This is a genomic window from Xanthobacter sp. NM-59, assembly GCF_021401125.1.
Classification (GTDB): domain Bacteria; phylum Pseudomonadota; class Alphaproteobacteria; order Rhizobiales; family Xanthobacteraceae; genus Xanthobacter.
Genome location: NZ_JACBFQ010000006.1, coordinates 172,320 through 186,293, shown reverse-complemented (window position 1 = coordinate 186,293; position 13,974 = coordinate 172,320). Strand labels below are relative to the sequence as shown.

Here is a 13,974-nt window from a genome sequence, read left to right as displayed (position 1 = left end):
GTGATAGGAAAAATGCGATGGCCGTTGGTTCCTCTCCCGAAATCTTCTGGTTTCTGCCCACTTCGGGCGACACCCGTTACCTTGGAACTTCGGATTACGGGCGGGAGCCGACCAACGCCTATCTGCGCGAAATCGCGGTGACTTCGGAGCGGCTCGGCTATGATGGGCTGTTGATCCCCACCGGCTCCAGCTGCCACGACCCCTGGATCACGGCGGCCAGCCTCATTCCGGTAACCAGCCGCATCAAGCTGCTGGTGGCGCTGCGAACCTCCATCATGGGGCCCACCGCCTCCGCCCGCCAGGCAGCGACGCTGGACCAAGCCCTGGGTGGCCGGCTGCTGTTGAACTTGGTGCCGGGCGGCGATGCCGCCGAGCTGGCGGCAGACGGGGTGTTTCTGAGCCATGACGAGCGCTACGAGGCGGCGGACGAGTTCCTGACCGTGTGGCGGCGCATTCTGGAAACGGGAGAAAAGTTCAGCTTCGAGGGCCGTCACCTGAAGGTGGATAACGCCCGAAACTACTATCCGCCGGTGCAGCGGCCCTATCCTCCGCTCTATTTCGGGGGCTCCTCGCCCGCCGCCCATGCACTGGCCGCCAAGCATGTAGACGCCTACCTCACCTGGGGCGAGCCGCTGGCGGCCGTGGCGGAAAAGATCGCCGACGTTCGCGCCCGTGCCGCGCGGCACGGGCGCACTGTGCGCTTCGGCGTGCGGCTCCATGTCATCGCCCGCGAGACGGAGGAGGAGGCGTGGGCGGCGGCGGATCGCCTGATTTCGCGCCTGACTGATGAGGATATCGCGGCGGCGCAGGCCAATTACGCCAAGATGGATTCCGTGGGGCAGGCCCGCATGGCGGCACTGCACGGGGGGCGGCGCGACCGGCTCGTGCTGGGGCCGAACCTGTGGGCCGGGGTCGGGCTCGTTCGCGGCGGTGCCGGAACTGCGCTCGTGGGCGCGCCGGAACAGATCGCGGAACGGCTGCGCGAATACCAGGGCCTGGGCGTCGATACCTTCGTGCTCTCCGGCTATCCGCATCTTGAGGAATCCCTGAGGTTCGCGGAGCTGGTGTTCCCGTTGCTCGGCAAGGGGGCGGTGACGCAGCGCGGCGCGCAGACCGGGGGCGCTTTCGACATTCGAGCCGTGCGGCAGGTCGCGGCGAGCTGAGAGGCGCTCATGCAGATCATCGATATGCGCTGCCGGCCGGCTTATCTGCACGATTTCTTTGGCAGAACGCCCGGGACGGCGGAGTTCGAAACCGCGCGCTGGCTCAACCGGCGCGTGGGGACCCGGGGGAGCGACACCCATTTCATCCGTTCGGCGACACCGGAAGGCTTTCTGGAAGAGGTGGCGCAGGCGGGCCTCGCGAAGGCCGTGGTTGTGGGCCGCCACACCCCCACCCAGCACCTTCCGAATGACACCATCCATGGGATCGTGGCCGGCTCTGCGCTGCTTGAGGGCATCGGCGCGGTGGATCCGGTGGTTGAGGGCGAGCAGGCGGCGCTCGATGAGGCGGAGCGGGCCATCAAGGTGCTGGGGCTGAAGGGCATCGATCTGGAGCCCGGATTCGGCACGCCCGCCCGCCACGCGGACGACCCTGTGTATTTTCCCCTTTACGAACTTCTAGTGGCGCTGGATGTGCCCCTGTTTCTGATGAGTGGCCCCACCACGCCGGACCCCCGCTTCAACGATCCCGCCGCCATCGGCAATGTGGCCCGGCTGTTTCCGCGGCTGAAGATTGCCGTCTATCACGGCTCATGGCCGAATGTTCAGCAGATCGTCGGCGTCGCCTTTCGGCATGAGAATGTCTTTCTCATTCCCGATATGTATTTGTTTCAGCCCGGAACGCAGACCTATGTGGAGGCCGTGAACAGCTTTTTGGGTGACCAGTTCCTGTTCGGCTCCTCCTATCCGTTCCGCCCGATCACCCAGACCATCGCGGATTTTCAGAAAGTGGGCTTCCATGAGGCCCTCTTGGAGAGGCTGTTTTATGGAAATGCTGCTCGCCTGCTGAAACTCTAGGGCGCTGATGCGAGTTATGCACGCGGGCCGGCATCCGGTTCACCGGAACGGGCGTTCAGTAGCTGTCCGTTGCGTGAGCGGGATTGCCAGCATGGCGTGCTGCTCTTGGTGTGGGGCGGCGCAAGGGCCTTTGGCGGAAAACGCGCCGATGGGAGCGATGGCGCTTCCGGGTCGGAGTTGAAGCCCGGATCTGGTGCGCAATGCCACGGGAAGGTGAAGTTTGATGAGTTCATCCGAAGGCACAGGGGGCGGGCCAGCCGGCATGCGGACAGCGCCGCGTGGGCCATCGTGCGTCGTCATCATTGGCGGGGGCCTTTCGGGCGCTGCGGTCGCCTGGCATCTCGCACGCCGCACCCGGCCGGGCGAGATCCGCATCATCATCGTCGAGCCCCGCGCGGAGCTGGGCCGGGGTCTTGCCTATGCGACGCCGGATCCAGATCATCGCCTCAACGTGCCCGAGCGGAAGATGAGCCTCGATGCCAGCGATCCGCTGCATTTCCAGCGCTGGCTGCTGTCCCGCGAGGGGCCGGGCGTTCCGCACGGGGCGTGCACGGCCGAGGGTGAGGCTTTCGTGCCGCGCGAGATCTTCGGCCGGTATGTGGCGCACCACCTGCGGCCGCTGCTGGAGAGCGGGCGGGTCGAGCATCTGCGGGCCCAGGCCACGGGCGTGCGGCAGCGGGGGAAGGGCTATGCGGTGCGGTTGGACGGCGGCGGAGAGGTCGTCGCCGATCGGGTGGTGCTGGCCGTCGCCCATCCCGCTCCGGCGGTTCCCGGCGCATTGGCCGCATTTCGGGATGATCCGCGGCTGGTGGCGGATGCCTATGGCTGCAATGCGCTTTCCGCTATCGCCCCGAGTGACCGCGTGCTGATTGTCGGTTCCGGGCTGACGGGGGCCGATGTGGTGGCCACCCTGCGGCGGTGCTCCCATCGCGCGTCCATTCACATGCTGTCCCGCCACGGCCGCCGGTCGCAACCTCACGGGCCGGCGCAGTCGCCAACGTCCGCCGACTTCACGCAGCCGAGGGAGACGCGCGCGGTGGGGCTGCTGCGCCGGGTGCGCCGCGAGCTGGAGCGCGATGCGCAAGCCGGGCGAACATGGCACGCCGTGTTTGATCGGCTCCGCGAGCAGGGGCCTCGCATCTGGGCCGCGCTGCCCTGGCCTGAGCGGCGGCGGGTGGTCCGCCATCTTCGGGGGCTTTGGGATATTCATCGCTTTCGCATCGCGCCGCAGACCTATCAGGCGCTGCAAAGTGAGATCGCGGCCGGCCGGCTGGAGCCGCTGGCGGGGCGGCTGGTTTCGGCGCAGAGCGTCGGCGCCAGCATCGCCGTCCGCATCGCGCTGCGTGGTGGCGCCTCGCCCGTCCTTGATGTGGAGCGGATCGTCATTGCCACCGGGCCCGCCCACGGGTCGGTCATCGCGGCAAACCCGGTCCTTAAGGACCTCGCCGCGCAGGGGCTGCTGCAGTCCGATCCGCTGGGGCTCGGGCTGTGGACGTCGCCGCAGGGCGTGGTGCTCGACCGCTACGGGGTGGAGCAGCCGAATCTGCTCGTTGCAGGTCCGCTGGCGCGCGGGTCGGTTGGCGAGCTGATGGGCGTGCCCGAAGTGACCGCCTGGGCGGAAGCCATCGCGGCGCGCGTTGCCGGGGCGCCTGCGGAAGCTCCCGGCGTCCACCCCATTCCCGCCGGAACGCCCTGAGGTCCTCCGGCGAGCGAGTAGCGCAACGCGCTGCCGTGCAGGGGCGCGATCCGCGGAAGATCCTGGTTTATGCCATGGCGACCGTCATCGTGGACGAGACCTGTGCCGGGGCGCGCGCGAAGCATGTGGACGATGTGCGCTACGCGTCCCATGACGGGGCCCTGGCGTTGATGTCCAGTTGCCCCGGCATCGATTTCCGCCGCCACGGTGAAAAAGGCTGAGACCAACGCCACCGGCTCCACCATCGGGCATCAGGCCGACGGCGAGAAGGCCTGGGTCATCGACTTGGACCATTGAGGAGCTGGCCAAATTGGGCCGCTCTTCGTCGGCTCCGCGAAAACGGCCGCGGACCTGCTCCAGGACTGGGTCGAGGAAACGGCGTTCGACGGCTTCTGGCCTATGTGGTCGCCCGCGAGACGCTCGCGGATGTGATGGGTCATCTGGTGCCGGAGCTTCAGCGGCGCGGCATCTACCCCCATCCTATCGTAACGGCACTCCGCGGGAGCAACTGTTCCGCGAGGGGTGGAGCCTGCCCGCGCGGCAGCCGGCGGCGCGGTATGGGACATCGATCAGGTCGAGCGGCGGGAAGCCGGGCACCGGCTGCTCAAGGCCACCGCCGGCCGAGCGGGCCGCGCCCGAGAGCCGGGAGCCCGCGACCGGGGCTCCCGTCGTGTTCGGGGGCGTCAGGCTTCGATGATGACCTTCAGCGCCTTGGTGTGCGCGGCGCCGCCGAAGGTTTCGTAGGCCGTCAGGATGTCGGTGAGCGGGAAGCGGTGGGTGATCAGCCTGGCCGGATCGAGCTTCCGGGACTGGACGGTTTTCATCAGCATGGGCGTCGTCACCGTGTCCACCAGCCGGGTGGAGAGGGTGATGTTGTGGGACCACAGGCGCTCCAGATGCAGGTCGGCCTTGGTGCCATGTACGCCCACATTGGCGATGGTGCCGCCGGGCGCCACGATGTCCTGGCACAGCAGGAAGGTGGGCGGAATACCGACCGCCTCGATGGCGGCGTCGACGCCGATACCGCCTGTAAGGGCCATCACGCGTTCCGCCGCATTTTCACGCCCGCTGTTCACCGTCTGCGTGGCGCCGAAGGTGCGGGCGAGCTCCAGCCGGTTGTCGTCGAGATCGATCATGATGATCTCGGCGGGGGAGTAGAATTGCGCGGTCAGCAGCACTGCGAGGCCTACCGGCCCGGCGCCGACGATGGCCACCGTGCTGCCGGGCTGCACCTTTCCATTCAGCACCCCGCACTCGAAGCCAGTGGGCAGGATGTCGCTGAGCATCACGAGGGCTTCCTCGTCCATGCCTTCGGGAATGCGATGCAGGGAGGTGTCCGCGAACGGAATGCGGACATATTCCGCCTGCGTTCCGTGAATGGTGTGGCCGAGCATCCAGCCGGCGACGGAACAATGGGAATACATGCCGCGCCGGCAATATTCGCAGCGTCCGCAGGCGGAGATGCAGGAGATGAGGACATGGTCCCCCTTCTTGAAGGTGGAAACCGCCGGTCCGACCTCCTCGATGATGCCCACGCCTTCATGGCCGAGCACCGTTCCCGGCTTCACGGTGGGCACGTCGCCCTTCAGGATGTGAAGGTCACTGCCGCAGATGGTGGTGCGCGACACCTTCACCACCGCATCGGTGGGCTGTTCGATCTTGGGATCAGGCACATCCTCCAGCGCCTTCTGGCCGGGACCGCGATAGACAAGACCCTTCATGGGGATTCTCTTTCTGGATGTCGTTGAGGGGCGGTGCGCTGGCCGGCGCCCGCCTTGGGCCTTCCCCCTTCGGCAAGAGGGATGCCACGGCGCGCGATGCGGCCGGCTGGCGGTTTGCGTGCTATTGCTGGCGGGCCGCGCCGCCCCGCCGTGTGAAAATACGACGGTGGCGTCGTGATTCCGGCCGCTTCGGAAGCCCGGGGCCGGGCCTTCGGGGCCGGACGGGGCAGGGGCGGCAGTGGCATGGCCGGTGCAGGAGCGCCGGCGCGACAATCATAATCTGTCGGTAGGGAGCATCATGGAACGCAACAACGGAGTGTCCATCGTCGGCTGGGCCCATTCGCCCTTCGGTCGCCTCGCGCACATGGATCTTGAAGCGCTCATCGCCAGCGTCTGCCACGAGGCGCTGGCGCATTCCGGTTTTCCTGCGGAAAGCATGGACGGCGTGTGGCTGGGCAACCTCAATGGCGGCTTCGTGCCGGAGATCTTCTGTTCCTCGCTGCCCATGAATGGCGAGCCGGGGCTGCGCTGGAAGCCGGCGACCCGGGTTGAGAACGCCTGTGCCTCCGGGGCCGGCGCCATCTTCGCCGCCTGCGACGCCATCCAGTCCGGCCGCGCGCGGCTGGCGCTGGTGGTCGGTGCCGAGAAGATGACGGCGGTGAGCGGTGAGGAGGTCACCCGCATCCTGGGGTCTGCCTCCTACGTGAAGGAGGAGGCGAGCTGCGGCAAAACCTTCCCCTCCATCTTCGGGGAGATCGCCAGCACCTATTTCGAGCGCTATGGCGACCATTCGCAGACGCTGGCGCGGATCGCGGTGAAGAACCACGCCAATGGTGTTTCCAACCCCTTCGCGCAGATGCGCAAGGCGCTGGATCTGGAGTTCTGCGGCACCGTCTCCGAGAAGAACCCGATCATCGCCGGCCCCCTGCGCAAGACGGATTGCTCGCTGGTTTCCGATGGGGCGGCCGCCCTGGTGCTCGCCTCGGACGAGCTGCTCGCGGACGCGCGGCGGGCGGTGCGCATTCGCGCCCGCGCCCAGGTGAATGACCTGCTGCCCATGTCGCGGCGTGATCCGGTGCGGTTCGAAGGACCGCGCCGGGCCTTCGCCACTGCGTTCGCGGAAGCGGGCATCGGCGTCGATGACCTGTCTTTCGCGGAGGTGCACGACTGCTTCACCATCGCTGAGCTGCTGGCCTATGAGGCCATGGGGCTGGCGCCGGAGGGGCAGGGCGCGCGCGTGCTGGAGGACGGAACCGTGGCACGCGGGGGCCGTCTGCCCGTCAATGTTTCGGGCGGCCTCAAGGCGAAGGGGCATCCCATCGGCGCCACCGGAGTGTCCATGCACGCCCTGTCGGCTATGCAGCTCACCGGTGCAGCGGGCGACATGCAGTTGCCCGGAGCCAGCCTGGGCGCCGTGTTCAACATGGGCGGATCGGCAGTGGCGAACTATGTGAGCGTGCTCGAACCGGTGAAGTGACGCCGGGAGCGCGAGCTTGGCCCCTGGGCCTTCGGTCAAGCTCGCGCGGCCCGCGCGCACTCGCTTCGGCGGCACCTCACGGTGCGCCCCGAAGTGGCGGCGCCGGCGGAGCACCTTCATGCGAAGCGGGTCTCGGTCCGCGCGAGAAATGTGTTTCGAAACAAAGTAAGAGGATGATTCACTGTTTCCGCGACACGCGGAGGCAGCCGGGCTGGTTGTCCCTATGGGAGGTTGTTCCCCGGGCGAGACGTGGCCGCGCACGGCTTGTCCGGACGGGCTTGCGGCCGCGCGGAACCTCGGGCTCTCCTTCGGGCGCAGGTTCGGCACCGTCCGTTTTGCGCCGACATCTTGAAGTGCAATCCCGGCGGCGGAGTCCGGGCCCCCAGCGTGGGCCTGGGCCCTGGGGTCCGGTTCAGCGTGAGCCGGCACCCAGGCGCAGGGAGCTCACATGCCAGCCCCCGGTTTCGAGCCGGCTTGTGCCCTGCATCGGCATGCGCGCGCTCAGCCAGCAGCGCGTGGGCAGAAGCGGCGTGGTGGCGGCGGCCTTCAGGGCTGGCCCGTCGGCGGGCAGCTCCTCCAGCCGCTGGCGAATGTCGTCCATGGCCGCCTGCGGCAGGTCGCGGGCGATGAAGACGAGCCGTCCGCGCATGTCGAAGCGCTTTCCGTCGCTCGGCCAACGCGGCAGGCGCACAGGGGGATAGGCGACGCCCTCCACGCACTGCACCACTACCGGCGCGGTGAGGCCCGCGACGTTCATCAACCCCTTCACCCGCATCAGGCGAGGTCCGTATTCGGCGAGGATCTGCCCCATGGTGACAGCGAACCCGCGCCAGGGGACCTGACGGTTGAAGAAGCAGGTGAAAGTTGTGACCGGGGGGCCGCCGGCATGGGCGGCGGAGGGCGCCGCACTGTCGGGCGCGGCCGCTTCCGCCATCCACCGCTCGATCTCCGCCGGGCGGCTGCCGGGTGCATAAAGCCCGGCATCGAGAATGCGCCGGGGCTCGATCGCACCGTGGGTCACGGTGAGGCGGGGGGCGGCGGGGTTGAGGGCCTGAAGCCGTGCCTCCAGCTGTTCGCGGGCCGTGCGGTCGGCAAGATCCGCTTTGGTGAGCAGAATGCGGTCCGCCATCGCCACCTGGCGCCGGGCCTCCTCATGCCGCTCCAACTGGCCGGCTCCGAGCCGGGCATCCACCAGGGTGATGACCCCGTCGCAACGAAAACGCGTGGCGACAAAGCGGTGCTCCATCAAGGTCCAGACCACGGGCACGGGATCGGCAAGGCCCGTGGTCTCGATCACCACGCGGTTCACCTGCGGAATCTGCCGGCGGGACAGCTTGTCGTGGAGCTGCTCCAGCGCCGCCACCAGGTCGCCGCGCACGGTGCAGCACACGCATCCGGATTCGAGCAGCACCATGGTCTCGCCAATGCGCTCCACCAGATGGTGGTCGATGCCCACCGCGCCGAACTCGTTGATGAGCAGGGCGGTGCCGGCCATGTCCGGATGGGTCACCAGATGGTTCAGCAAGGTGGTCTTGCCCGCGCCGAGAAAGCCGGTGAGGACGCTCACAGGGATGCGCGGATCGGCGGTGTCACGTTCGGCCATGGCTGTCTCGGGAGGGTTGCGCCGATGGTTCAGCGGGTGTGGGCCCGCAGCAATGGTTGTGCCAGTGGCGGCAAACCGCCTCCCTCTGGCGGGCGCAACGGCCGAGCGTTCGATTTTCAGACGGTCGGATGGATCAAAATCAAACGCCGGCCGATGCTTTCCCTAAGGTCGTTGCGGGGGCTGGATACCGGCGCGGCACTGGCGTGGGGGAAGTGCGGGCTGGCATGAAGGATGCTAGTGTGACACCCCACAGGCGCGGCGGCCCTGGTTTCCAGGGCAAAGGCCATTTGCTTCCTGCAGAGGAGACCGGAGCGGGCGCATGCCGCGCTGCCTGAGGATGATGAACGACAAGTCCGCCCAAGAGGACGCAGACAATAGATTTGCCCCGGGGCGGCGCACCGGTTGGCCCTTCAGGCCGCCGGGGGGAGGACGCGAAATGCCTTTGGGATGGTCCCGACAGAAGTTCTCGGTGCCCGAGAACGACGATAAAGTTATGACGTCGTGGGAGAAGTTCCTCGGCGGCGATCAATTTGGCTCGGATGCGCTGCGTCGGCTGGTGGATGATTCCTGGCGCCGTTGCCTGAGCAACAGCGTGGATCCGCAGCGCGTGCAGGCGCCACCGCCCATGCGCGAGGATTCGCTGCACTCCCTGCGCGACGACTGCAGCGAGCTGCTGGAGGCGAGCCAGCCGGTGATGGCCTCCGCCCGCGAGCTTCTGGCCGAAACCGGAACGGTGATGGTGCTCACGGACGGCGCCGGCATCATCCTGAACCTCGAGGGCGACTCGCGTCTGCGCGACGCGGCGGCCAATATTCACCTTCTGTCGGGGGCGAGCTGGAGCGAGCAGGCCTGCGGCACCAATGCCATCGGCACCGCCATCGAGATCGGCCAACCGGTGCAGATCCACTCGGCCGAGCATTATTGCTCCGGCATCAAGCGCTGGTCGTGCTCCGCCAACGTCATTCGCGATCCCTATGACGGCAATGTGGTCGGCGTGGTGGATGTTTCCGGCCTGTCGGACACCTTCAACCGCCACAGCCTGGCGCTGGTGGTGGCGACGGCGGGACGGATCGAGAACCGCCTGGCGCAGCAGGAAATGGATTTTCGCCTGCGCCTGCTCGACCATTGCATGGAGCGCTTTTCCGGCTCCGGCAGCGAGGGGGTGATCGTGTTCGATCGCCGTGGGCGTGCCGTGAAGGCCAATGGCGCGGCCACCGCCGCTCTGGCCGATCTTCAGCCCCAGCGCGGCGACGCGCCCGGTTCCGACCTGTCGCGCCTGCGTCTCGACTGGCGCAAGAGTGCCGACCTGCCGGAGCAGCTGCCGGCCTGGATGCGGCGGGAATGGCTTGAGCCCGTGGTGAGCGATGGGGAACGCCTGGGCATCGTGCTGCGGCTGCCGGCGCGTCGCAGCGCGGCCCCGCGCACTGCCGTCGCCGAAGGGGCGGCAGACCGCAGCGCGGGCACCGGCGCCTTTTCCACCATTGTGGGCGAAGCGCCGGCGCTGCTGCAGGCGATCGGCCGTGCGCGCCAATTGGCCCGCAGTCGCGTGCCGGTCCTGCTGCTGGGCGAGACCGGCGTGGGCAAGGACGTGTTCGCGCAATCTCTCCACGGGGCCAGCGGCGGGCGCGAGGGCGCCTTCGTCGCGCTCAATTGCGGCGGCTTCTCGCGCGAGCTGTTGACCAGCGAGCTGTTCGGCTATGTGGAGGGCGCCTTCACGGGGGCCCGGCGTGGCGGCATGGTGGGCAAGATCGAGGCGGCCGATGGCGGCACGCTGTTCCTCGACGAGATCGGCGAGATGCCGAAGGATCTGCAGCCGCATTTCCTGCGCGTTTTGGAATCCGGCGAGGTGTATCGCATCGGTGAAACGCGCCCGCGCAAGGTGAATTTCCGGCTCGTCGCCGCCACCAATCGCGATTTGCGCGGCGAGGTGGAGGCCGGGCGCTTCCGCATGGACCTGTTCTATCGGGTGGCGGTGACCAGCATCGCCATTCCCGCGCTGCGCGAGCGCCCTTCGGATATTCCGCTGCTGGCATCCCATCTGATCCGCGAACTCGCGGCGCGGGGCGGGCTTGTGCCCCGGCCCCTTTCGCCGCGGGCGATCGAGGTGCTCCAGGCCTATGCCTGGCCGGGCAATGTGCGCGAGCTGCGCAACGTCATCGAAGGCATGCTGCTCACCGCTGAGGGCGACGAGCTGGCCGAGCGCGACATTCCGGACGAGATTCGAACGCCCGGCCACGTCGTCGACGTGTCAGCGGCCGCCGGGACCGCGCCGCCTGAGCCGCCGCGGGGGCTGACCGGCATGGAGAATGCCGAGCGGCTCGCCCTGCTGCAGGCCATGCAGACCCATAAAGGCAATGTCACGGCGGTGGCGCGCGAGCTGGGCATCGCCAAAAGCACCGTGTACGCCAAGCTGCGCCGCTTCGGCCTTGAAGACGCGGTGGGTGAGGCGCGCCGGTTCCAGGTCTGACGCCCCTCCGGGAGGGGCGCGGACCGCAGCCGGGTTCCAAACCCGAGGCCCCTTCGCCGCGCCGCGCCGGCTTGAAACGCAGCCATTTCCGGGTCTCGTGCCCCGGATTTTCCGCTCTCCTGAAAACGGCGGCGTCTCTGCGTTGCCGATATCGGCCGATCGGTCCTCTGGTTCGGCACGCTGATTGCCTGAGTGAAGCAGCTTTCGCCGTCCTCCCGAAAGCCTCCTGCGCACCGCCGGTCCTGATCGGCGGTGTTTTTTTGCCTGTGCGCGGATGCTGCGTTGCACCCTCTCTCCTCATCGCGTCGCACAATAGAGTTCGATTTTCGGGCGGGTATTCGCGAAGAAGTCGGTGGCCTGCGTCCCGCAATAGATCTTCATGCCCGGAGTCGACGCAAATAAAGGGGAAGATCGATTTTCCTCTTCTCTCTCTCTTTTGGCATGGCCCTTGCGATCAGGGTCGCGAGCCTCGCCGAGAGCGTCTCGCCAGCAGGGCGGGAGCGGCCGCGTGGTCTTCCAAGCAATGGGCGCATCCGGCGCCAGCCGGAAAATGGGAGGAGAGTGAGGGAATGTCCCTTCAGATCAACATCGACAATGGCGGCACGCTGACGGACATCTGTATTCTGTCCGGCGATCAGGTGAAGAAGACCAAGGTCCTCACCACGCCCTATGATCTCAGCAAGTGTTTCTTCGAGGGACTGACGAAGGCCTCGGGCGTTCTTTATGGCGAGCCGGATGTGAAGCGGCTGCTGGAGGAGGTGGATCTTATCCGCTACTCCACCACCCAGGGCACCAACGCCATCTGCGAGCGCAAGGGGCCGCGCCTGGGCCTGATCCTGGATGCGGCAGCCCACGATCTGCCGAGCCGCCTGGCGGCGCACGACCAGGATGTGTTCGAAGCCCTGGTGGGGGATCGCATCGCCTTCCTCGACGCCGCCACGGTGCGCGGCGAGGATGCGGACGTGGAGGTGGTGAAGGCCATCAACAAGCTCACCGCCGCCGGCGCCAACCGCCTTGTGGTGAGCTTCAGCGGGGCGGATTTCGAAGCCCTGGAAAACCGCTTCCGCCTCGTCGCCCTGCGCAAGTATCCGCGCCATCTGCTGGGTGCCGTTCCGATCCTCTATGGCTCCGACCTCACCAGCGACGCGGACGGGGAGCGGCGCACCTGGACCGCCATCATCAATTCCTTCCTCCATCCCTCCATGGAGGCGTTTCTCTTCAACGCGGAAAACCGTCTTCGCGCCTACCGCACGAAGAATCCGCTGCTGATCTTCCGCAATGACGGCGATGCCTCGCGCGTGGCCAAGACCATTGCCATCAAGACCTATTCCTCGGGTCCGCGCGGCGGCATGGAGGGGGTGAAGGCCTTCTCGCGGCGCTACGGCTTCACCGATTCCGTCTCCATCGACGTGGGTGGCACCACCACCGACATCGGCCAGTACAGCGACGGCACGGTGGCCGAGGTGCGCCGCGGGCATGTGGAGGGCATCTCCGTTTCGTTCCCGCTCTGCGAGATCCTCAGCGCTGGGGCCGGCGGTTCCTCGGTGTTCAAGGTGGTCGACGGGCGCATCGTCATCGGGCCGGACAGCGTTGGGGCGGTGCCGGGGCCAGCGTCGTTCGGGCGCGGTGGGCGCGAGGCCACCATCACGGATGCGAGCCTGCTTATCGGCCTGTTCGACCCCACCTCCTATTTCGGCGGTGGCATGGGGCTCGACCTCGATCGCGCGGCGGCGGCAGTGACGACGAATGTGGCTGGTCCCCTGGGCCTCAGCCTGGATGATGCGCTGCTGCGCATGGAGTTCGCGTATGAGGAGAAGATTGCGGCGGAGCTCCACCGCTTCACCCGGATTTCCGAAGACACGGTGATGCTGGCCTTTGGCGGCGCCGGTCCGCTCAATGCCTGCGGCGTTGCGGACAAAGCGGGCATCCGCCGGGTGGCGATCCCGCAGATGGCGGCGGTATTCTCCGCCTACGGCATCGGCTCCTGCGATATCTCGCAGCGCTATGCGGTGACCCTTCCCAGCCCGTCCGCGCTCGAAGAGACCCTCGCGACGCTGAAGGTGAAGGCCGCCCGCGACATGTTCGCGGAAGGCTGCGCCGCGGGCAGCTACGACATCGAGGCCCGGCTCGTGGCCGATTTCGGGGATGGCCGCATCGAGACCTTCGCGCTGGGCGAGCAGCCGGTGGTGCCGGCCGCCTTCGCTTCGGCGCAGTCCCTCGAACTGGAGCTCAAGGCGGTCCGGGGCCTGCGGTCGGCCACTGAAAAGGCGGCCAGCTTCGCCCCCAAGGCGCCGGCGCCCTCCCACGGCAAGCGCAACGTGCTGGTGCGCGAGCGTGGGCGCATCGACGTGCCGGTCTATCGCCTCGCCGATCTTGCAGCCGGCGATTTCGCCGCCGGCCCCGCCATTCTGGAGGAGGACTATTTCACCTGCCGCGTCCCCGAGGGCTGGCAGTTCGTCATCAGCGACGCAGGCGACATCCTGCTGAGCCGGGAGGATTGAGGAAAATGAAAATCGCCATGACCGAATATCTCCGCATCAATACGGAGAACGAGAAGTGGGAGTGCCGGGTGTGTGATCATGAGATCGCATCCGCGCGCGGAAACTACAAGGAAGGGCTGCTGGTCTACGACCGCGACCCCACCGAAATTCATCCGCCCATCATCGACCCCGAGAAGTACCGCTTCACTTTCAGCCCGGATCCGGAGTGGGTGCGCATCCTGGAATTCTGCTGCCCCCATTGCGGCACCCAGGTGGAGACGGAATACGCCGTTCCCGGCCATCCCCCGCTCTACGACATGGAAGTGGATCTCGACGCGCTGAAGGCCCAGTGGGCCGCCCGTGGCGAAGCCGCCATTCCCTATGCAGGCCCCGCCGTGGTTCGCGAGGACGGCCACGGCCACTGAGCCCGTCCGCGCGGCCACCCGGCCCGCTCCCCCCGCGGGGGCAGGGGCCTGCGCCGCGCGGCACGCACCAGAACAATGGCGACCGAG

Annotated in this window: 10 protein-coding genes; 8 read left to right on the top strand and 2 right to left on the bottom strand. The window is 67.6% G+C overall.

Going from position 1 to position 13,974, the window contains the following annotated elements:
* Positions 1-17 precede the first annotated feature (17 nt).
* The 4 genes from ssuD (at position 18) to L0966_RS12990 (ending at position 3,935) form a co-directional block, all read left to right on the top strand.
* Positions 18-1,163 (top strand): FMNH2-dependent alkanesulfonate monooxygenase, encoded by a 1,146-nt coding sequence (gene ssuD, locus L0966_RS13005; protein ID WP_234052370.1) that lies wholly within the window; start codon positions 18-20, stop codon positions 1,161-1,163.
* A 9-nt stretch (positions 1,164-1,172) separates the two neighbouring features.
* Positions 1,173-2,018, top strand: coding sequence for an amidohydrolase family protein (locus L0966_RS13000; RefSeq protein WP_234052369.1), 846 nt, complete (start codon positions 1,173-1,175; stop codon positions 2,016-2,018).
* A 223-nt stretch (positions 2,019-2,241) separates the two neighbouring features.
* Positions 2,242-3,714, top strand: coding sequence for an FAD/NAD(P)-binding protein (locus L0966_RS12995; protein WP_234052368.1), 1,473 nt, complete (start codon positions 2,242-2,244; stop codon positions 3,712-3,714).
* A 74-nt stretch (positions 3,715-3,788) separates the two neighbouring features.
* Entirely contained in the window at positions 3,789-3,935 is a 147-nt protein-coding gene (locus L0966_RS12990; RefSeq protein WP_234052367.1) for a hypothetical protein, read from the top strand.
* A gap of 462 nt (positions 3,936-4,397) precedes the next feature.
* On the opposite strand, the gene L0966_RS12985 is transcribed toward L0966_RS12990, so the two are convergent.
* Positions 4,398-5,435: a zinc-dependent alcohol dehydrogenase family protein gene (locus tag L0966_RS12985; protein WP_234052366.1), complete on the bottom strand. Its 1,038-nt coding sequence runs from the start codon at positions 5,433-5,435 to the stop codon at positions 4,398-4,400.
* A 298-nt stretch (positions 5,436-5,733) separates the two neighbouring features.
* On the opposite strand from L0966_RS12985, the gene L0966_RS12980 reads away from it, so the two are divergent.
* Positions 5,734-6,912, top strand: a complete 1,179-nt coding sequence (locus L0966_RS12980) for an acetyl-CoA acetyltransferase (protein ID WP_234052365.1) — start codon at positions 5,734-5,736, stop codon at positions 6,910-6,912.
* A gap of 412 nt (positions 6,913-7,324) precedes the next feature.
* Here the strand turns inward: L0966_RS12980 and L0966_RS12975 are convergent, their stop codons facing one another.
* Positions 7,325-8,515, bottom strand: coding sequence for a GTP-binding protein (locus L0966_RS12975; protein WP_234052364.1), 1,191 nt, complete (start codon positions 8,513-8,515; stop codon positions 7,325-7,327).
* 493 nt (positions 8,516-9,008) lie between these two features.
* On the opposite strand from L0966_RS12975, the gene L0966_RS12970 reads away from it, so the two are divergent.
* The 3 genes from L0966_RS12970 (at position 9,009) to L0966_RS12960 (ending at position 13,887) form a co-directional block, all read left to right on the top strand.
* Positions 9,009-10,982 (top strand): sigma-54-dependent Fis family transcriptional regulator, encoded by a 1,974-nt coding sequence (locus L0966_RS12970; protein ID WP_234052363.1) that lies wholly within the window; start codon positions 9,009-9,011, stop codon positions 10,980-10,982.
* Positions 10,983-11,551: 569 nt separating this feature from the next.
* Entirely contained in the window at positions 11,552-13,483 is a 1,932-nt protein-coding gene (locus L0966_RS12965) for a hydantoinase/oxoprolinase family protein (protein WP_234052362.1), read from the top strand.
* A 17-nt stretch (positions 13,484-13,500) separates the two neighbouring features.
* Complete coding sequence (locus L0966_RS12960) at positions 13,501-13,887, top strand: acetone carboxylase subunit gamma (protein ID WP_234052361.1); 387 nt, start codon at positions 13,501-13,503, stop codon at positions 13,885-13,887.
* The last annotated feature ends 87 nt before the right edge of the window (positions 13,888-13,974 follow it).

What these genes read in the sequence shown, in the direction of transcription:
- ssuD (WP_234052370.1), top strand. Translation starts at nt 18, where the DNA reads ATGGCCGTTGGTTCCTCTCCCGAAATCTTCTGGTTTCTGCCCACTTCG.
- L0966_RS13000 (WP_234052369.1), top strand. Translation starts at nt 1,173, where the DNA reads ATGCAGATCATCGATATGCGCTGCCGGCCGGCTTATCTGCACGATTTC.
- L0966_RS12995 (WP_234052368.1), top strand. Translation starts at nt 2,242, where the DNA reads ATGAGTTCATCCGAAGGCACAGGGGGCGGGCCAGCCGGCATGCGGACA.
- L0966_RS12990 (WP_234052367.1), top strand. Translation starts at nt 3,789, where the DNA reads ATGGCGACCGTCATCGTGGACGAGACCTGTGCCGGGGCGCGCGCGAAG.
- L0966_RS12985 (WP_234052366.1), bottom strand. Translation starts at nt 5,435, where the DNA reads ATGAAGGGTCTTGTCTATCGCGGTCCCGGCCAGAAGGCGCTGGAGGAT.
- L0966_RS12980 (WP_234052365.1), top strand. Translation starts at nt 5,734, where the DNA reads ATGGAACGCAACAACGGAGTGTCCATCGTCGGCTGGGCCCATTCGCCC.
- L0966_RS12975 (WP_234052364.1), bottom strand. Translation starts at nt 8,515, where the DNA reads ATGGCCGAACGTGACACCGCCGATCCGCGCATCCCTGTGAGCGTCCTC.
- L0966_RS12970 (WP_234052363.1), top strand. Translation starts at nt 9,009, where the DNA reads ATGACGTCGTGGGAGAAGTTCCTCGGCGGCGATCAATTTGGCTCGGAT.
- L0966_RS12965 (WP_234052362.1), top strand. Translation starts at nt 11,552, where the DNA reads ATGTCCCTTCAGATCAACATCGACAATGGCGGCACGCTGACGGACATC.
- L0966_RS12960 (WP_234052361.1), top strand. Translation starts at nt 13,501, where the DNA reads ATGACCGAATATCTCCGCATCAATACGGAGAACGAGAAGTGGGAGTGC.